Genomic DNA, 20,106 nt, shown 5'->3' with positions numbered 1-20,106 from the left:
CCCATTCTTTTATTTTATAGATTCACAAATGCATTGCAGTAATGCTTCTACAGTGTACTCTTTTGGCACAATAACATGTGGAAAATAGAGGTTCGCCTCTTTTTCCGTAATAGGCCCTATACAAGCAATTGTACATTTTTTCGTCCATTCTCTCCAGTTTGTACCCTCAAGTAAACGAACAAAACTATCAACAGTTGAAGGGCTCGTAAATGTAATAATATTTACTTCCCCTAATTTCAATGCTGTTATAAGTTCTTGTTTTTTCTCTACATTCACCTTCGTACCATATACAATTAGCTCATCTAGAAAAACACCAAACTCCCTAAGTTTAACCGGGATTACATCTCTTGCTAAATTCCCCTTCGGAAATAAAATACGCTCGTTTCCACTTAATTCTTTTAGAAACTCTTCGGCAAATGTTTCTGCAACAAACGAGGTCGGAACAAAATGAACTTGATAGCCCCTTTTTTCTAACTCTAATTTTGTTTTCACGCCTACCGCAGCGATTTTAATAGTTAATGGTATTTTTGTTTCTAAACCATCTAGAAAAAAAGCTACACCATTTTTACTCGTAAAAATAACCCAGTCATACGAATGTAGTTGCCTTGTTATACGTTGAATTTGCCTATGAGATGTGCCTTCCATACGCAAAAGCGGAATTTCCAATGGAATTCCGCTCCTTTCTTTCACTGCTACACTCATTTGTTTCGCTTGATGCTGGGCACGTGTAATCAATACTGTTTTGCCAGCGAGAGCGTTCATATTTATTGTTGCTCCTTATTTGCAGCAAGGATGAGCTCTTTTGCTCCTTGTTTAATTAAACGGTCCGCAGCCTCTAATCCAACTTGCTTCGGATCATTGCCTACTACTATCTCTTTCAATAAAACAGAACCGTCCATAGAACCGACAAGCGCTGTTAATTCGATTGCATCATTTTCTTTAAGAGTTGCATATCCAGCGATTGGAACTTGGCATCCACCTTCAAGTTTATGAAGAAATACTCGTTCAGCAGCCACTGTTCTTTCTGTTACTGCATCATTAATATGCGCTAACAACTGAAGTAAATCCGTATCATCCTCACGACATTCAATCGCTAATGCACCTTGTCCTACGGCTGGTACACATAACGTTTCATCTAAATGTTCTGTAATAACTTCTCCGTCCCAGCCCATTCTCTGTAATCCAGCTGTCGCTAAAATAATTGCATCGTAATCTTCATCTTTTAACTTACGTAAGCGTGTATCGATATTCCCGCGAATCCATTTCACTTGTAAATCTGGTCTCGCAGCTAGTAGTTGTGCACTACGTCTCAAACTACTCGTTCCTAAGATCGCGCCTTCTGCTAAGTCTTTAAACGATTCTCCGTTTTTAGAAATAAAAGCATCACGAGGGTCAACGCGCTTTGGCGTACAACCAATCGTTAATCCATCTGGAAGTACAGCTGGCATATCTTTCATACTATGTACAGCCATATCAATTTCTTTCGTAAGTAACGCATGTTCAATTTCCTTTACAAATAAACCTTTTCCGCCTACTTTTGAAAGAGTAACATCTAAAATAACATCACCTTTTGTGACGATTTCTTTCACTTCAAATTCATATGGTAAACCAAGCGCTTTTAATTGATCAATAAACCAATTAGTTTGTGTTAATGCTAGTTTACTCTTTCGTGAACCTACAATAATTTTGCGCATAATTCTCTCTCCTCATTATAAATACCAAAAGTGGAAATTAGATAAACTGCTTAATAGAAAAATGTTAACTAGCATTACGAGAAATGCCCCGATATTCCACTGCACAATTTTCTTACCTTGCAACACATCTGCTGCTCGTAAATATAAGCCCACGCAATATACAAATAGAACGACAAAAGACCCAATTACTTTCGTATCATACCAATGGAAATTATCCAATTTTGTATATCCCCATATACATCCTAATATAATTGCTAATAAGAAAAACGGAACAGAAAATAAATTTAATCCGTAAGACATAGATTCAAGCTTCGGCAAATTTCCTAATCTTCTTAATCTCGCATTCCACTTTTTCTTTTTTAATAGTCGGTATTGCAATAAATACATAATAGAAAAAATAAACGATACAGTAAACGTTGCATAAGAAATAATCGCCATACCGACATGCACGTATACAAGTTCTGAAACTAGTTGCTCTGCAAGTACTGGCGACATCTTCCCGAGCGGTGTAAAAATAGAAAAAGCGCTTACGCCAAATGCTACAACATTTGTAAAAAAGACTAAAAAGTCAATACGCATAAATCGATTAATGACTAATGACATCGTAATCAATAACCAAACATAAAAATAAATCCCTGATAATAAAGTTAAAATAGGATTCGTTTCTGAATCTGTAGCCCTAAGCAACATAAAGATAGACTGCAGAACCCATACAATCGAAAGTAACCAAAAAGCAAAGCGGTTCGCCTTTCGGTTACTTTGGAAATAATCTATAAAATATAAACTAATGCTACAAGCATATAAAATAATTGCAATATGATAAATAATACTGTTATTTAAAAAACTCATCCGATCATCCTTCCAAGTTATAAAGATGGAACGGATGGTGTCCACGCTCTTTTATGTTCTACTTCTTCCGTATTTCCCGCTTCTTCCACTTCTAAATCAAAAATCTTCGCAAATAAAGCTAATTTTTCGCCAGCTCCCTCTTCAACAGCTAATTCTTTAGCTACTAAAATTGGGTCTTTTAACAATTGGTTAATAATACTTTTCGTATGTTTACTAATTACTTTTTTCTCACGATCACTAAGGTTTGGTATTTTTCGCTCAAGACTTTCCATCGTATCACTTTGAATTGCTAGCGCTTTATCACGAAGAGCTGATATTAACGGTACAACACCAAGCGTACTTAACCACGTTTTAAATAAAACCATTTCTTCTTCAATCATAAATTGAATTTTCTCTGCTTCTTTTAAACGTTCAGCACGGTTTGCTTCAACTACACCTTGCAAATCGTCGATATCATATAAGAAAGAGCCTTCTAATTCATCAATCGCCGGATCAATATCACGTGGTACTGCAATATCAACCATAAATAACGGACGACCAGAGCGCATTCTCTCTACTTTTGTCATCATTTCTTTCGTAATGACATATTCTGACGCACCCGTTGAACTAATTAAAATATCCGCTTCTAATAATGCACATTGCAATTCACTTAAAGGCTTTGCATGTCCCATATATTTCTCAGCCATCACTTCCGCTTTCGTAAGCGTCCTATTCATAACCGTTACTTTACGAGCTCCACTTCCATATAAGTTTTGCAGTGCAAGTTCACCCATCTTACCCGCACCAAGAATAAGTACATGACAATCTGTTAAATCGCCAAATATTTTCTTTCCGAGCTCAACAGCAGCATAACTAACAGACATCGCACTTTCACCAATCGTTGTTTCTGAGTGCGCACGTTTTGCTAACGTAACCACTTGCTTAAACAACTCATTAAAAATTGTACCTGTCGCTTTTACTTGTTGTGCTTCTAAAAAGCTATCTTTTATTTGACCTAAAATTTGCGTCTCTCCAACAACCATAGAATCTAAACCGCATGTTACGCGGAATAAATGATCTATTGCGCCATCTTGTTCAAAAATAGACAAGTATGGTGCGACTTCTTCTATTTCAAGCTGAAACCAATCAGCTAAAAACTTCTTAATGTAATACCGTCCCGTGTGTAATTGATCGACAACAGCGTAAATCTCAGTGCGATTACAAGTTGATACAATGACATTTTCTAGCACGCTCTTTTGGTTTTGTAATGTAGTCATTGCTTGCTCTAGCTCTGCTGCCTGAAATGTGAGTTTCTCACGAAATTCTACAGGGGCTGTTCGATAATTTACACTAACAACAAGAATATGCACGCAGCATGTCCCCCTTCACCCGTTTTATCACTTTATCTACTATCATAATACAACTTTCCTCTTATGAATCTGACAATCGTGTGAACAACTGATTATTTTTTATTTATTCTCCATATGTAATAAAGGAGCTTCAGTAAGATTAATAAAGAACTTTCTACTTTATAATAATTATAAAATAATAACTCTATTTGTACGTTACCAAAAAAAGTCCTCATAATCAAGTGATGGAAACTATTCCATATTAATTATAACATCATCTTTTCTATCTTCTTTCATCATGAAGGAAAATATGTATGATTGTTCCAAAATATAGTACTCACTTTCTCGATGCAATGCATTTGACATTGTATTTCTTTTTCGTTATATTGGTTTTACAAAATTAAATTGTGCACAACTTAAAAATACAAGGAGTTGCCTATGAAAGAAAATCCTTTGCATCTAGATAACCAACTTTGTTTTTCTATTTACGCTTGTTCTAGAGAGGTTACCCGCTTTTACCGCCCCTATTTAGAAGAAATGGGCATTACGTATCCCCAGTACATTACTTTACTCGTACTATGGGAACAAGACGGACTAACAGTGAAAGAAATTGGAGAACGTCTATTTTTAGATTCTGGTACTTTAACACCTATGTTAAAACGGATGGAATCATTAAAACTTGTACAACGTGTTCGTTCAAAAGAAGACGAGCGAAAAGTTTGTATTGAATTAACAGAACAAGGTAAAGATTTAAAAGAAATAGCTTGTTCATTACCAACAACGATGGCTACAAATTTAGGAATTACAGAGCAAGAATATCATTCTTTATTAATCCAATTAAACACATTAATTGAAACAATGAAAAAAATTAATGACAGAAAAGGGGAATAAACATGGATAAATTATATACTGCTTCAGTAACAGCAACAGGTGGAAGAAACGGTAAGGTAGTTTCAGATGATGGCATATTAAATCTTGATGTAAAAATGCCAAAAGCACTAGGTGGCGCAGGCGGAGAAGCAACAAATCCAGAACAATTATTTGCAGCTGGTTATGCGGCTTGCTTTGATAGTGCATTGCAACTTGTAATTCGTACAAAACGTATGAAGGTGGAAAGTACAGAAGTGACTGCACACGTTTCTATCGGTAAAGATACAGATGGTGGTTTCGGACTATCTGCTGTACTTGACGTACATGTTGCTGGTGTTTCTCATGCCGAAGCACAAGAACTTGTAGAAGCCGCTCACGGTGTATGTCCTTACTCTAAAGCAACAAGAGGAAATATTGAAGTTACATTAAACGTACGCTAGAAGTTTAGTAAATAAAACAAAAAACGCGCGACATTCGTCACGCGTTTTTTGTTTTTGTCATTTTATGAATTGCTTTCCATGCTTCTTCTTTTCCAAGTCCTGTTTCAGAAGAGAATAGAACGATTTCATCGCCAATTTCAACAGCAAGCGTTTCTTTTACAACTTTTAAATGCTTTTGCCATTTCCCTTTCGGAATTTTATCGGCTTTCGTTGCAATAATAATTGTTGGGATTTCATAATGCTTTAAGAAATCATACATCATAATGTCATCTTTTGTTGGTTGGTGACGTAAATCAACTACTAATACAGCTGCGTCTAATTGCGTACGTGTTGTAAAGTAAGTCTCAATCATTCTGCCCCATGCCGCGCGCTCTGTTTTAGATACTTTCGCATATCCATAACCTGGAACGTCAACAAAATGCATCATTTCATTGATTAAGAAAAAGTTCAGCGTTTGCGTTTTTCCTGGTTTAGAAGAAATACGTACTAACTTTTTACGATTTAAAATTTTATTAATAAAGGAAGACTTCCCGACATTAGAACGACCCGCTAAGGCAATTTCTGGTAAATCACTATCTGGATATTGTTCCGGTTTAACGGCACTAATTACAATATCTGCTTTTGTTACTTTCATTGTTTCACTCCTACTAATGCGTGCTCCAATACTTCGTCTAAATGAGATGCAAGCACAAACGTAAGGTTTTCTTTTACGCTCTCTGGAATATCATCTAAATCTTTCTCATTTTCCGCCGGTAAAATAATTTTTGTTAATCCCGCGCGGTGAGCACTTAATGTTTTTTCTTTCAAACCACCAATCGGTAATACACGACCACGAAGTGTAATTTCACCTGTCATACCAACTTCTTTACTTACAGGAATACCTGTTAGTGCAGAAATAAGTGCCGTTGCCATCGTAATACCTGCTGACGGTCCATCTTTTGGAACTGCTCCTTCTGGAACATGAATATGAATATCGTTTTTCTCATGGAAATCCGGATCAATATGAAGTTCTTCTGCACGAGAACGAATATAGCTAAACGCGGCTTGTGCGGATTCTTTCATAACATCCCCAAGTTTCCCTGTTAAAATTAATTTCCCTTTTCCTGGCGCTACCGACACTTCAATTGCAAGTGTATCGCCGCCCGCTGCTGTGTAAGCTAAACCTGTTGCCATACCAACTTGGTCTGTTTTTTCAGCTTGACCATAACGGAATATATGCTTACCAAGTAAATCAACAATATTTTTCTCTGTTACAACAATGCGCTTGCGTTCTGCTGTAACGATAATTTTTGCTGCTTTACGGCAAACTTTTGCAATTTGACGCTCTAACGTACGAACACCAGCCTCGCGTGTATAATAACGAATAATTTCAAGAAGCGCTTCATCACGTACTTGCAAATTACCTTTTCGCAAACCGTGCTCTTTTAATTGTTTCGGCAATAAATGCTCACGAGCAATGTGCACCTTTTCAAGTTCTGTATAACCAGCAATTGAAATGATTTCCATACGGTCAAGCAATGGGCCCGGAACACTTGCAAGTGTATTAGCAGTTGCAACGAACATAACTTTCGATAAATCATATGGCTCTTCAATGTAATGATCACTGAAGTTATGGTTTTGTTCTGGATCTAACACTTCAAGTAACGCCGCTGATGGGTCTCCCCTGAAATCGTTAGACATTTTATCAATCTCATCTAATAAGAAGACTGGATTAACTGTTTTCGCCTTTTTCATACCTTGAATAATACGTCCTGGCATCGCTCCTACATATGTACGACGGTGACCACGAATTTCAGATTCATCACGCACACCACCAAGAGAAACACGTACAAAATTACGATTTAACGATGTTGCAATAGAACGTGCTAACGAAGTTTTCCCAACCCCAGGAGGTCCTACTAGACAAAGAATTGGTCCTTTTAATGAATTCGTTAACTTCTGTACAGCTAAATATTCAAGTACTCGCTCTTTCACTTTTTCAAGACCGTAATGATCTTTATTTAAAATTTCTTCCGAATGAGTGAGGTCAATCATATCCTCTGTTGCTGTTGTCCAAGGGAGAGCTAATAACCAATCAATATAATTATGAATGACACCACTCTCAGCAGAACTTACAGGTAATTTTTCATAACGATCTAATTCTTTCAGTGCAGCCTTCATTGTTTCTTCAGGCATTCCCGACTGTTCAATTTTCTCACGAAGTTCTTCAACTTCCCCGCCCTTGCCTTCTTTATCACCAAGTTCAGTTTGAATCGCCTTCATTTGCTCACGTAAGAAATATTCTTTTTGCGTGCGCTCCATTGAACGTTTCACTTTTTGTCCAATTTTCTTTTCTAGGCTAAGTAACTCTTGTTCATCTTGAATAATTGAAATAAGTGTATGTAGTCGCTCTTTCACAGATACAATCTCTAAAATCTCTTGTTTCTGCTTCGTTTTAATCGGTAAGTGAGAAGCAATTAAATCAGCTAGTCTTCCCGGTTCTTCTACATCAGCTACCGTTGCAAATGTTTCATTTGAAACTTTTTTCGAAACTTTAATATATTGTTCGAAATGCTCCAGTAACGTACGCATAAGAGCCTTCTCTTCTAAATCATCTTCTACTTCTTCCGTTACCGTTTTAATAGAAACTTGCACTATATTTTCTTCTTCGATAAACTCTACTACTTCTGCTCTATGTAAACCTTCTACAAGGACACGAAGCGTACCGTTCGGCAATTTTAACATTTGCTTCACTTTCGCCACTGTACCTACACTATATATGTCATCTTCTTTCGGATCGTCGATATTCATTTCTTTTTGCATTGCTAAAAAGATGATATTTTCATCCATTGCCGCCTGCTCTAGTGCTTGTATCGATTTATCACGTCCTACATCAAGATGCAGAACCATCGTTGGATATACGAGAATGCCTCTTAATGGTAGGAGGGGCACAATTCTTTCATTCGTATTCATACTAGACATAGCACCTCCATAATAAATTAAACTCCTGTTCAACTATTTTATATTACAATACATCTAGATGCAATTGCAGAGATTCTTCGCAATTGTTAATCCCCTGTTTTTTTGTGCCTCACGGAAAGAAAAAAGACTCCGCTTAAGCATACAAACTTAAACGAAGTCTGGCAAATTTTTATTATTGTATATTCTCACATTGATTGTGCATCTGTTTCGTCCAAATCATTATGTGCATCAAGCTCACGATGCATATTTTCCTGCATAAATGTTAATTCAAATACTTCTTTTAATTTGCGAACAGGAATGATCTCAATTCCCTTTATTGTATACAAAAATGGTTGCATGTTTTCAGCCGGAATGATGACTTTCTTAGCTCCCGCTTTTTTCGCAGCTTTTATTTTTGCGTACACACCACCAATAGGCTTCACTTCTCCGTGGATACTTATCTCACCTGTCATCGCTACTTCATTATTCACATACGTACGATGCACTGCTGAATAGACACCTGTTGCCATAGCAATACCTGCTGAAGGACCATCAATCGGGATACCACCAGGAAAATTAATATGTATATCATACCCTTCTGGCAACACATCTAGAGAACGAAGTACTGTTAACACATTATCAACAGAGCCTTTCGCCATACTTTTGCGACGAATCGATTTCGTTTGATTTCCAATACTTTCCTCTTCTACAATTCCAGTGACATTTACTGATCCTTTATCTTTCGCAGGAATAGCTGTTACCTCAATTTCTAATAACGCACCTGTATTCGGCCCATATACAGCAAGCCCGTTCACAAGACCGATTCTCGGAATTGGATAAATACGTTTTTCGTACTTTGGTGTAAGCTGACTAGAATGAACAACCCATTCAATATCTTCATCTTTAATGAAAGGTCGTTCTTCATTTATCGCCATACCAGCAGAAATTTGCACGAGATTAATTGCTTCTCGCCCATTTCTTGCATACATTCCAATCATTTCGATACCGTTCTCACCTACTTGCATCTCCACTTTGTCAGCTGCATTTTTCGCTACTTTTTGAATTTCTTCTGTATCTAACTCACGGAAGAACACTTCTAAACAACGCGACCTAATTGCAGGAGGAATTTCCTCTGGTGAACGTGTCGTTGCACCAACTAAGCGAAAATCTGCCGGTAAACCTTTTTGAAAAATATCATGTATATACGTTGGAATCATCGAATTTTCTTCACTATAATACGCACTTTCCAAAAACACTTTCCGATCTTCTAACACTTTTAGCATTTTATTCATTTGAATTGGATGTAATTCACCAATCTCATCAATGAACAAAATACCACCATGCGCATCTGTTACAGCCCCTTTTTTCGGTTGCGGGATACCCGCTTGTCCCATTGCACCTGCTCCTTGATAAATAGGATCATGCACTGAACCAATTAATGGATCCGCAATACCACGCTCATCAAACCTAGCTGTCGTCGCATCAAGTTCGATAAATGTTGCATTTGTACGAAATGGAGATTTCGGATTTCGTTTCGCTTCTTCTAATACAAGGCGTGCTGCCGCTGTCTTTCCGACACCTGGCGGACCGTATATGATCACATGTTGCGGATTAGGACCACAAAGAGCCGCTTTTAACGACTTAATCCCGTCTTCTTGCCCTACAATGTCTATAAAGGATGTAGGACGTACCTTTTCCGCAAGCGGCTCTGTTAAAGAAACCTCACGCATTTTACGAAGCTGCTCTAATTCTTTTTTCGATTCTCGATCAATTGAAACTTTTTGTGTTCGCTGATTTCGAAGTAAATGCCAAAAATACAATCCGACAATTACGCCAAAAACAAGTTGAACAAGTAAAAATATATTTGTCCAGCTCATAATTCATTTCCTCCCGCTATGTTTTACCTCTTAGTATTTCCTGGGAGGAATAGTGCTAAACATAAAGAAAAACAGCAATTATAAAAATTGCTGTTTCTTCTTCGCATTATGCAGATGTTTTTGTATCAAGTACAGTACCGTCTTGTAACACCAATTTCGGTGGTTCATTATCAGCTACTGTTTCTTTCGTAAGAATACACTTCTCGATATCTTTGCGAGATGGAAGTTCGAACATTACATCAAGCATCAAGCCTTCAATAATAGAACGAAGTCCACGAGCACCTGTTTTACGTTCAATTGCTTTTTTCGCAATCTCAACTAGTGCACCTTCTTCAAACTCTAACTCAACATCGTCAAGCTCCAATAATTTTTGGAATTGCTTAACAAGTGCATTTTTCGGTTTAGTTAAAATATCTACAAGAGCATCTTCATCAAGCGGCTCTAGGTTCGCAATAACTGGAAGACGACCGATAAACTCCGGAATTAAACCGAATCTTAAAAGATCCTCTGGTAAAACGTGAGATAAAACATGCTTCTCATTTACATCAGCATTTTTCTTCTCAGCACCAAATCCAATTACTTTCTCACCAAGGCGACGTTTAATAATAGGCTCGATGCCATCAAACGCTCCACCACAAATGAATAGGATGTTCGTTGTATCAATTTGAATAAACTCTTGATGCGGGTGCTTACGACCACCTTGAGGTGGAACGCTCGCTACAGTACCTTCTAAAATTTTCAGAAGTGCCTGCTGTACACCTTCACCAGATACATCACGTGTAATTGATGGATTTTCGGACTTACGTGCCACTTTATCAATCTCATCAATATAAATAATTCCTTTTTCCGCTTTTTCTACATCGTAATCAGCCGCTTGAATTAGTTTTAGTAAGATGTTTTCTACATCTTCCCCAACGTATCCAGCTTCTGTTAAAGATGTTGCGTCCGCGATTGCAAATGGAACATTTAAAATACGCGCTAATGTTTGTGCCAATAATGTTTTACCACTACCAGTTGGCCCAATAAGTGAAATATTACTCTTCGCTAATTCTACATCATCAATTTTGCTGTTAGAATTAATGCGTTTGTAATGGTTATATACCGCTACCGCTAGTGCTTTTTTCGCGTTATCTTGTCCGATGACATACTCATCTAAGATTTCACGAATTTCTACCGGTTTCGGTACATCTTTGAATTCTACTTCTTCGTCCTTCGCAAGCTCCTCTTGTACAATTTCAGTACAAAGCTCGATACACTCGTCACAAATGTAAACACCTGGACCTGCAACTAACTTTCGAACTTGCGTTTGTGTTTTACCACAGAAAGAACATTTTAATTGACCTTTTTCATCATTAAATTTAAACATATTTTCACACCCCTTACAAAGTGCTAACCTCTTGCCTTCGTATGTACACGATAAATGTATCGTATGTAAATACATATTATGTCACTACGTAGCGAGAAATACAAATAATATGACTAGTTATGTACAAATAAAAAAATTTTAAAACTTTTGAAATATGTATATTCGACTTACAAAGGTACTTTTCCTTCTTCATCGAAAAGTTTTATAAATATATTTCTATATTTATAAAACAAGGCACGATTAAAATCGCGCCTTGTTATTTTATTATGCAGCGTTGTCTACTAAGAAGTCTACAGCTTTACGCACTTTAAGATCTTCAGATAAAGCGTCTACGCTTCCAAGAGCTTGCTTGATAGCGTCTACTGGCATACCGTACATTTCAGCCATTTTTTCAACTTCTGCAGTTACTTCTTCTTCAGTAACTTCGATGTTTTCAGCTTCAATGATAGCTTCAAGAACAAGATTGATTCTTACACGTTTTTGTGCATCCTCTTTCATTTGCTCTTTTAATTTGTCAGCGTCAGTACCTGTGAATTGGTAGTAAAGCTCAAGGTTCATACCTTGTTGGCTTAAACGTTGCTCGAATTCACGAACCATACGATCTAACTCAGTGTCGATCATAGCTTCTGGAATGTCGATTTCAGCGTTAGCAGCAGCTAATTCTACTACTTCGTCACGTACTTTGTGCTCAGCTTCGTGCTTTTTGCCTTCTTCTAAGTTTGTACGAAGTTTTGTTTTTAATTCATCAAGAGTTGCAACTTCTTCGTCAGCATCTTTAGCGAACTCGTCGTTTAACTCAGGAAGTTCTTTTGTTTTGATTTCGTGAATTGTTACTTTGAATGTTGCTGGTTTACCAGCTAATTCAGCAGCATGGTACTCTTCTGGGAATGATACTTCAACTTCTTTAGAATCACCAGATTTAAGACCAATTACTTGCTCTTCGAAACCTGGGATGAAAGTACCAGAACCGATTGCAAGAGAATAGTTTTCGCCTTTTCCGCCTTCAAATGCTTCGCCATCAACGAAACCTTCGAAGTCGATTACAGCTGTATCACCATCTGCAGCAGTTCCTTCTTCTTTAACAACTAGTTCAGCTTGACGCTCTTGTAAAGCTTTTACTTCGTTCTCTACATCCTCGTCAGTTACAGTTGTTTCAACTTTTTCTACTGCTAAACCTTTGTAATCACCTAATTTAACTTCAGGTTTTACAGTAACTTTTGCAGTGAAAATTAAGTTTTGGCCTTTTTCGAATTTCTCGATGTCAATCTCAGGATGAGCAACTGGGAAGATACCAGCTTCATCGATTGCTTCACCGTATGCTTTTGGTAAGATGATATCTAAAGCATCTTGGTATAAAGATTCAATACCAAAGCGTTGTTCGAATAATGGACGAGGCATTTTCCCTTTACGGAAACCTGGTACATTAATTGTTTTTACTACTTTTTTGAATGCAGCGTCGATAGAGTTATTTACTTCTTTAGCATCAACTTCGATTGTTAAAACGCCAACGTTACCTTCTAATTTTTCCCATTTTGTAGACATTTATTCTTTCCCTCCAACTATAATAATGTATGCACATACCTTTATAGATCAAAATTTTTATTATCTCTTTCTTGAAATAACAAATGTACAAATAACCCTCTAGCAAAAAGCTTTCAGATACAATGTTCCAATCTACTAATTGTCTAAAAGACAACTACGGTATATTTTGTTCGAGACTAATATGAAACATATTAAGTAAGAGAATTATACTTCTCTTCTCTTACAAACAGGCAGATTTCTGCCTTTTGCAACCCTTACATTATAACATAGAATGTGCTCGTTTCAATAACTGAACGATTCTTTTTCATAATTATACGGGCAAATACCCTTCTCTTTCAATGCGCAGTAACCATTGATAGGCAATATGAAATTCCTCAAACTCAATATTGTATGCTGTCATAAGTTCTTCTTCATCAATAGCCAATCCGAAACGCTTTCTTCCAATTCTCTCTAAGACAGCAGCCCAAATTTCTACTTTATCCATTAATAGAGGGAACGGAAAAACGCTAATTTGTAATTCTTTCCAGTATGTAACCATCGTACTAAATATATCTGGATAATTTTGCTCTAATCGGTTTGAGAATTTATGTATAATTTTATCGGATTGCTCCTCATTATGACCTGTAAATGCTGGAATCACCTTTATCGTATTTCCAAACTTCTCTACTTCTATCTCTTCTTCTATTTGATTTTCTACCATTTTATACAAAATAGAAGTTTTTAAATAAGGATGCTGATCTTCGTCTATTAAAAATTTCTTTAAAGTAGGAAGTGCGAGATCCAGGTCTTTTAACGAAAGTTTCTGGATCACTCTTAGCTTTTGACCAAAGTTTTCTCCAAAAAGCCCATCGGTAAATTCTTCTAATTCAAAATTCGAATCCACTAGCGGTTTATCTTCTTCATTCAGCATCCCTTGCGCAAACAAAGCAAGCTGCGCCAATTTTTCCTTTTGCTCAGGAATTATATCTTTCGTTTGCAAAACTTCCTCAACAGTTTCAATGACACCTTCATAATCATTTGTTTGAACTAAAATAGTTACATACGTTTCAAGAATATCACCAAATAATACAGCTCCTGTTTCAAGCAACTGCTCACATTTTTCTTTCGCTTCTTCCATACGTTTTAATTCTAGCAAACAAATAACGGAAGCTAATTCTGTTTGTTCCGTTTCTGCATTATACTGACGTAATATTTCAAAGCAGCGCAATGCATCTTCGAATTCCCGCTCTTTCAACGCTAAAAAACCTTTATCAATATAGCGTTCTGATAGTTGCGGAAACAATACGACCGTATTTTCTTTTTTATCCATACGTCCGCCTCTTTTTCTAGATTTTAATGATCTTCAAAGTAAATATATCAAATGCGTAATGAGAACACAACATTCCAAAATTATTTATTTGAAATATAGGAATATTCTATTTTCATAACAAAAAACAACAAACTTCTAAATGAAATTCATTTTTCACAAACAAAAACCCTCAGCAACAGACGGCAGAGGGTTCATCATTAATGGAAAGCTTTTATAATTGTGGGGTATATAACAAGGGTAATAATTTGGAGAACAATAATTGCCATAACAATCATGCTAAAATAGAAGATTGGTTTACTTCGCTTCATTAAAAACATAATAATGAGCATCGTACAAGCAAACAAACTTAAAAAGAACAAACTCGTTGTCGAACTGAGTATACCACTCGGGACAAAGAACAATAAAACTACACTACAAGTACCTATAATTCCAAATAACCATTCCATTCATTCACTCATTCCCTTTCCCTCTCATGGCAGTTTTTTCTACGCTACTAAATGTTTTACAACATCAATTACATATGTTAACTTTTCATACGCCACAAACCCAAAAGCTACTGTTAAACCCGTTACGATTAATCCTTTCATCATCTCTTCCTCCTCATTTATCGTTGTTATCTTCATTATATAGGATTAGTAATTTGTTACCATCGAACTTCCTTACACTTACCTTACAGAGTTGTAAGATTTCAAAAATAGATTTAAAATCATGTTAATATATTTTTGTACAATTAAGAATTTAATTTACAAGGGGGATTATATATGTTCAAAAAAATGGCAGCTGACGTTTTAGGATTAAGCGATGTAGGTTCCGTTATCACACCAAAAGATTACGATAAGGTCGATGCTGATGATTACGTAATGCATGAAGATGGGGAGAAAATTTACTTTCTTATTAAATCTAAATCAGATGAATATTGTTTCACAAACAAAGGATTAATTCACCTAGATGGTACAAGTGCCACAAGCAAAAAACGTACATTACGCCGCTTTAGCTATAGTAAATATCAAATTAAAAACGTAGCACTTGAAACTGCAGGAACGATTGATTTAGATGTAGAAATTAAATTTCAAATGGGAGATGAGCATTACTCAATTGATGTTCATAAAAAACATATTGAAGAATTAAAAGATTTATATAAGGCTCTTCTTAAAATCGAAGAAATTTCATACGACAACGACATTAAATTGCAGTATGCACATAAAAGTTTAGATATGGCATCTAACGCTTTCAGCCGTATTTCAAATGCACAAGTAAATTTAGCAGAACAGTTTAAAGAGATGAACGAGATCGCCTTTAACTGGCTCGTTGATACGAAAAAGCAATATAACGTGAAAGATTACGGTTTTGTCTTTGAAAAATTTATTAATAACTAATTTAAAACAAACAAAAAACCTTGTTATCAAAAGATAACAAGGTTTTGTTAGCGTCCCAGGAGAGATTCGAACTCCCGACCGTACGCTTAGAAGGCGTATGCTCTATCCGGCTGAGCTACTGGGACATGGAGCGGGTGAAGAGAATCGAACTCTCGACCAGAGCTTGGAAGGCTCTTGTTTTACCACTAAACTACACCCGCATATGTTATTTTATTTTTCTTCGTTAGCGCTGTTGCCCTATCGACAATATTTATTATATTCATAACTACTTATAAAGTCAACACTTTTTTAAAAGAGGATAATTTTTCTTATCCTCTTTTAAAAATTGCTTGTTCCACCAGCTGTCCATCTAATGTTTCAAAACGAACTTCTATATGATTTTCATCCATTTCTAATAAAGCGAATGTTTTTTCCACACGAGAGCGCGGGAGCAAAATACTTCCTGGATTAATAAATAAAATCCCATCAATTAATTCTGCCCCTAATATATGAGAATGTCCAAAGCATGCTACTTGCGCTCCTACTTCTCCTGCATGATACGCTAACGTTTGTAACGTCATTTTCACATTATGACGATGACCGTGTACAACTAAGAAACGAATTCTATCTACATCAGTTACAATTTCATCTTGAAAGTTAGCATAATCACAATTCCCTTTTACAACTTGGAAACCTTGTAGCTCTTCGTGAGCAGGCGTTAGCTCTGAATCACCACAATGAATCATGATATCTACTTTCCCTTCGTAATTCTCTTTTAACTGCTGTAATTCCTTCACAGAGCTATGACTATCGCTTACGATTAAAGCTTTCATCAATCTCTCTCCCTTATTCTTCTAAAAACCATTCTGGGATTTTTTCTTCTAATTTACGAAGAGCGCGTCCGCGGTGACTAATCGCATTTTTCTCATCCGAATTTAGCTCAGCCATCGATTTTTTATATTCTTCTACATAAAAAATCGGATCGTATCCGAAACCATTTTCCCCGCGGCGCTGTTCTAGAATTTTCCCTTCGCACGTTCCGTTTACAATAACCGGCTCTTTATCCACTTCAGGGAAAGCAACTGCTAGCGCACAGTAAAAACGAGCTGTACGTTTTTCTAAATCGAAGTCAGTTAACCCTTGTAACACCTTATCTATATTCGCCTGATCATCTTTCGGCTCCCCAGCAAAACGAGCTGAATACACACCTGGTTTCCCGTTTAAGGCATCTACAATAAGACCAGAGTCATCCGCAATTACGATGGAATTCAACTGTCTACTAAGACTGTCCGCCTTTAAAATTGCATTTTCTTCAAATGTTTCACCAGTTTCTTCGACTTCTTCAATATGAGGAAAATCGTGTAAAGATTTCACTTCTAAGTCAAATCTCTCAAATAACTCAGCAAACTCACGTACTTTCCCAAGATTTTTCGTCGCTACAACAACTTGCTTCATATTTTCCACCTCTACTCTATATGAGATACGATGTCACCTAATGCTTCTTTTTGCTTTTCAACAAGTTGGAAAATCCCTTGTTCAGCAGCATCAAGTAATTCATTTAATTCAGCTCTGCTAAACGTCGCTTCTTCTCCAGTTCCTTGTACTTCAACAAACTGACCTTTTCCAGTCATAATAACGTTCATATCAACGTCTGCTTTAGAATCTTCAGCATAATTTAAATCTAAAACAACACCTTGTTCTTCAACAACACCTACTGACGTTGCCGCTAAATAATCTTTCACCGGAATTTTAGATACTTTGTCTGCTTGCAATAATTTTTCAAAAGCTAATACCATCGCTACATAAGCACCTGTAATAGAAGCTGTTCTCGTTCCGCCATCCGCTTGAATTACATCACAGTCAATCCAAACCGTTCTTTCGCCAAGTGCTTCTAAATCAACAACCGCACGCAATGCTCGTCCAATTAAACGCTGGATCTCCATTGTGCGCCCTGTTACTTTCCCTTTACTTGACTCCCTGATTGTACGTTGCTCTGTCGCACGTGGAATCATTGAATATTCTGCTGTTACCCAGCCTTTTCCTTCTCCGCGCATAAACGGCGGTACACGCTCTTCAATTGTCGCTGAACAAATTACCTTTGTATCCCCAACTTCAATTAGTACTGATCCCTCTGGATGTTTTAAATAATTTGTATGAATATGTATATGGCGTAGCTCTGCTTTTCCTCTACCATCTACTCGCATAAAAATAACCCCCTCATAAATACTCTCATTAGTATAGCCAAATTTAAATGTACGATATGTATAACAATAAAAGAAGGGGAACTCAAAAAGCAATTCCCCTTTCTTACATAAGTATATCAAATTATTCGCGATTAAAAACTACCTGTATTCACGTTTTGTGGACGATTAACAGGTTTTATTAACTTTTCACCTTTCTCATCCATAAGATTTGCTTTCCCATTCACTTCAATAGAAACATTTTTCACACCTTGTTTTTCCGTTAAAGATAAGACTAACGATTTCAACACATAATTTGAAATCATATTTTTGTCTGGGTTCACAAATATATTTTCATTAAAGTTTAATGTAATATTTCCGTCCTTCACTTTCGGATTCGTAATAAGCTTAGCTCCTGGATTAAAATCATTTAGTAGCGATCCTTGAATCGGACCTTTTACAAGCTCATCCACAATTGCCGAGTAATCATTTTCTTTTCCTTCTGCAACGCGCCTTGTTACCGGTACGTAATATTGCTGCTTATTATTTTGCGCCATAAAGTAAAGTGTAACCGGTTTTGTATGCGTCACATCTGCTACTTGTTCATCATCAAAGTTAATTCCATTCGCACGACTTACACCTTCACCAAGCGGTGTACCCGCAACAGGCATCTTCGCTAATTTTTCACCATTTATTTGGAACTGCACTTGTTTTATTTCTGTAAATTGAGTCAAAGTCCACGCTACTGATTCAACAATTTGACGTTCTTCTTCTTTTGAATAATTTTTCATTTCTTTAGAGAAATCAATTACTGCTGTCCCGCCTTTTTTCAAATTCAAGGTCATCGTCGTATTCGCTGAAAGGACTGCTCGAAATCCATTTGGTAATAAATTTGTAACTGGTCCATCTTTCACAAGATACTCTAACGTTTGCTGTACAACTTCATTCGCTTTCGGAGTAGGCATTGCAATAGTTTGCGGTACAACATATCCATTTTTATCAACGAGGTATAACTCTCTATTTACTGTTTGCTCTTGTTTATCTTTTTTAGCAGTTTCTTTCTTTTCACCTTCTGTATACGTAACTTTTTTTGGCGGATCAATTTGTTCTGTCGCTTTCTCTTGATTTAACAAGCCACACCCTGATAATAAAATCGCACTCACAGTAGCACCAACAACCCATTTAAAAGTGGATTTAGGCATGCCATTCCCCCCTAAAATCTAAGTTTGTACTATTATGTATACGAGCTGTTTCATATTTTAGAACAAGCTATAGCTACTTACACAGAAAAAACCCCTGATTTCTCAGGAGTTCTCTTATATGAATCTACTATTATTCTGTTTCTAAATTGATATGCTTCACATTTTCAATCGGCTGACCGAACCACTTTGATGCAATTTCTTTAAACAGGCCTACTTTACCAGTCGTTAAGAAGAGATGATCACTTTGTTCTTCTCCCTCATTTAACATCTTACTATGGTATAAAATCGTGCTTACCTCACGCGCTGTTTCATCACCCGAACTAATTAATTGTACTTGATCCCCCATTACCTTTTTAATAACAGGACCTAAAATAGGATAATGTGTACATCCTAGAATAAGCGTATCAATGTCAGTACTTTTCAACGGTTGCAATGTTTCTCTTACAACTTCATACGCCATTTCACTTTCGAAATTCCCACTCTCTACAAGCTCAACGAAAGGTGGGCACGCTAAACTTTCTACCATAACACGGTTATTAATAGACTTTAGTGCCTCTTCATAGGCGCCACTTTTTACTGTTCCAATCGTTCCAATAATCCCAACATGATACGTATTTGTCACTTTTAAAGCTGTACGTGATCCTGGATGAATAACTCCAACTACTGGAATTGGTAATTGTTTCTGCATTTCTTCTAAGACAACCGCAGTTGCTGTATTACACGCAATAACTAACATTTTGATATTTAAATCTAATAAATGCTTCGTCATTTCCCACGTAAATTGACGCACTTCTTCACGAGAACGCGGACCATAAGGGCAACGTGCTGTATCCCCTAAATATATAATACGCTCTTTCGGCAACTGACGAATTAATTCCTTCGCTACTGTTAAACCGCCCACTCCTGAATCAATAACACCGATCGCTCTATTCAACTTAATCACCCGTTTTCTCATTCATCATCTTTTATGTTTATCAGTATATTTTACACACTTTAAGTTCGCTAACTTAAAGTGCCCCTGTATAAAAATTTTCATTTGTACCTATATAGATCAGGACCTTTTTTATTTTGCTCCTTTTTTTCATAATTTGCAAGACAGAAAAATAACCGACCTTCTATATGAAAGGCGGTTTCTTCTATATAAAATACGCATT

The 20,106-nt window shown here is 36.6% G+C and carries 19 protein-coding genes and 2 tRNA genes; 3 read left to right on the top strand and 18 right to left on the bottom strand.

Annotated features, from left to right (window positions below; all coding sequences use genetic code 11):
- Positions 1 to 9 precede the first annotated feature (9 nt).
- From hemD to hemA, 4 genes are read right to left on the bottom strand one after another with little or no spacing between them, the layout of a single operon-like run.
- Positions 10 to 762: a uroporphyrinogen-III synthase gene (gene hemD / locus MR155_RS00320; protein ID WP_016092375.1), complete on the bottom strand. Its 753-nt coding sequence runs from the start codon at positions 760 to 762 to the stop codon at positions 10 to 12.
- Between the two features lie 2 nt (positions 763 to 764).
- Positions 765 to 1,694, bottom strand: coding sequence for a hydroxymethylbilane synthase (gene hemC / locus MR155_RS00315; RefSeq protein WP_002034194.1), 930 nt, complete (start codon positions 1,692 to 1,694; stop codon positions 765 to 767).
- A 15-nt stretch (positions 1,695 to 1,709) separates the two neighbouring features.
- Positions 1,710 to 2,543 carry a cytochrome c biogenesis protein gene (locus MR155_RS00310; protein WP_002015354.1) on the bottom strand — a complete coding sequence of 278 codons (834 nt, stop codon included), beginning with the start codon at positions 2,541 to 2,543 and terminating at the stop codon, positions 1,710 to 1,712.
- 17 nt (positions 2,544 to 2,560) lie between these two features.
- Entirely contained in the window at positions 2,561 to 3,892 is a 1,332-nt protein-coding gene (gene hemA, locus MR155_RS00305; protein ID WP_002034196.1) for a glutamyl-tRNA reductase, read from the bottom strand.
- Between the two features lie 417 nt (positions 3,893 to 4,309).
- Here hemA and MR155_RS00300 point away from each other — a divergent pair, with 417 nt between their 5' ends.
- Positions 4,310 to 4,762, top strand: a complete 453-nt coding sequence (locus tag MR155_RS00300; protein WP_002015350.1) for a MarR family winged helix-turn-helix transcriptional regulator — start codon at positions 4,310 to 4,312, stop codon at positions 4,760 to 4,762.
- A 2-nt stretch (positions 4,763 to 4,764) separates the two neighbouring features.
- Positions 4,765 to 5,181, top strand: a complete 417-nt coding sequence (locus tag MR155_RS00295; protein ID WP_002015349.1) for an organic hydroperoxide resistance protein — start codon at positions 4,765 to 4,767, stop codon at positions 5,179 to 5,181.
- Between the two features lie 37 nt (positions 5,182 to 5,218).
- Here MR155_RS00295 and yihA read toward each other — a convergent pair whose 3' ends face one another.
- The 7 genes from yihA to MR155_RS00260 all read right to left on the bottom strand — a co-directional run bounded on the left by yihA (position 5,219) and on the right by MR155_RS00260 (position 14,661).
- Complete coding sequence (gene yihA / locus MR155_RS00290; protein ID WP_002088829.1) at positions 5,219 to 5,815, bottom strand: ribosome biogenesis GTP-binding protein YihA/YsxC; 597 nt, start codon at positions 5,813 to 5,815, stop codon at positions 5,219 to 5,221.
- Positions 5,812 to 8,142, bottom strand: a complete 2,331-nt coding sequence (gene lon / locus MR155_RS00285) for an endopeptidase La (RefSeq protein ID WP_002034201.1) — start codon at positions 8,140 to 8,142, stop codon at positions 5,812 to 5,814. The genes yihA and lon overlap by 4 nt, the downstream gene beginning before the upstream one ends.
- Before the next feature lie 185 nt (positions 8,143 to 8,327).
- Complete coding sequence (lonB, locus tag MR155_RS00280; RefSeq protein WP_002034202.1) at positions 8,328 to 9,998, bottom strand: ATP-dependent protease LonB; 1,671 nt, start codon at positions 9,996 to 9,998, stop codon at positions 8,328 to 8,330.
- A 106-nt stretch (positions 9,999 to 10,104) separates the two neighbouring features.
- On the bottom strand, positions 10,105 to 11,364 hold the full coding sequence (gene clpX / locus MR155_RS00275) for an ATP-dependent protease ATP-binding subunit ClpX (RefSeq protein WP_000472285.1): 1,260 nt from the start codon (positions 11,362 to 11,364) through the stop codon (positions 10,105 to 10,107).
- Positions 11,365 to 11,628: 264 nt separating this feature from the next.
- On the bottom strand, positions 11,629 to 12,906 hold the full coding sequence (gene tig, locus MR155_RS00270; RefSeq protein WP_002034203.1) for a trigger factor: 1,278 nt from the start codon (positions 12,904 to 12,906) through the stop codon (positions 11,629 to 11,631).
- A gap of 310 nt (positions 12,907 to 13,216) precedes the next feature.
- Positions 13,217 to 14,215: a hypothetical protein gene (locus MR155_RS00265; RefSeq protein ID WP_002067360.1), complete on the bottom strand. Its 999-nt coding sequence runs from the start codon at positions 14,213 to 14,215 to the stop codon at positions 13,217 to 13,219.
- 197 nt (positions 14,216 to 14,412) lie between these two features.
- Positions 14,413 to 14,661 (bottom strand): hypothetical protein, encoded by a 249-nt coding sequence (locus tag MR155_RS00260; protein ID WP_001983650.1) that lies wholly within the window; start codon positions 14,659 to 14,661, stop codon positions 14,413 to 14,415.
- Positions 14,662 to 14,976: 315 nt separating this feature from the next.
- Between MR155_RS00260 and MR155_RS00255 the strand changes: the two genes are divergently transcribed.
- Positions 14,977 to 15,591 carry a PH domain-containing protein gene (locus tag MR155_RS00255; protein ID WP_016092377.1) on the top strand — a complete coding sequence of 205 codons (615 nt, stop codon included), beginning with the start codon at positions 14,977 to 14,979 and terminating at the stop codon, positions 15,589 to 15,591.
- A gap of 51 nt (positions 15,592 to 15,642) precedes the next feature.
- On the opposite strand, the gene MR155_RS00250 is transcribed toward MR155_RS00255, so the two are convergent.
- The 7 genes from MR155_RS00250 to racE form a co-directional block, all read right to left on the bottom strand.
- A tRNA-Arg gene (locus tag MR155_RS00250) sits at positions 15,643 to 15,716 on the bottom strand.
- A gap of 1 nt (position 15,717) precedes the next feature.
- A tRNA-Gly gene (locus tag MR155_RS00245) sits at positions 15,718 to 15,791 on the bottom strand.
- A 108-nt stretch (positions 15,792 to 15,899) separates the two neighbouring features.
- The gene (locus tag MR155_RS00240) at positions 15,900 to 16,403 is read right to left on the bottom strand and encodes a metallophosphoesterase (protein WP_242307498.1); all 504 of its coding nucleotides are present in this window, start codon (positions 16,401 to 16,403) and stop codon (positions 15,900 to 15,902) included.
- 13 nt (positions 16,404 to 16,416) lie between these two features.
- Positions 16,417 to 17,025, bottom strand: coding sequence for an XTP/dITP diphosphatase (locus MR155_RS00235; RefSeq protein WP_113935654.1), 609 nt, complete (start codon positions 17,023 to 17,025; stop codon positions 16,417 to 16,419).
- 11 nt (positions 17,026 to 17,036) lie between these two features.
- A complete protein-coding gene (gene rph, locus MR155_RS00230) occupies positions 17,037 to 17,774 on the bottom strand; it encodes a ribonuclease PH (RefSeq protein ID WP_002138500.1) in 738 nt (245 codons plus the stop codon).
- A gap of 131 nt (positions 17,775 to 17,905) precedes the next feature.
- A complete protein-coding gene (locus MR155_RS00225; protein ID WP_242307496.1) occupies positions 17,906 to 18,952 on the bottom strand; it encodes a GerMN domain-containing protein in 1,047 nt (348 codons plus the stop codon).
- 130 nt (positions 18,953 to 19,082) lie between these two features.
- Positions 19,083 to 19,895, bottom strand: coding sequence for a glutamate racemase (gene racE, locus MR155_RS00220; RefSeq protein ID WP_396027160.1), 813 nt, complete (start codon positions 19,893 to 19,895; stop codon positions 19,083 to 19,085).
- Positions 19,896 to 20,106 lie beyond the last annotated feature (211 nt).

It is taken from the genome of Bacillus cereus group sp. BfR-BA-01331, from assembly GCF_022663915.1.
In the GTDB taxonomy this organism is placed as follows: Bacteria; Bacillota; Bacilli; order Bacillales; family Bacillaceae_G; genus Bacillus_A; species Bacillus_A mycoides.
The sequence above is the reverse complement of the archived record's forward strand: the minus strand, read 5'-3'. Positions and strand labels throughout refer to the sequence as shown.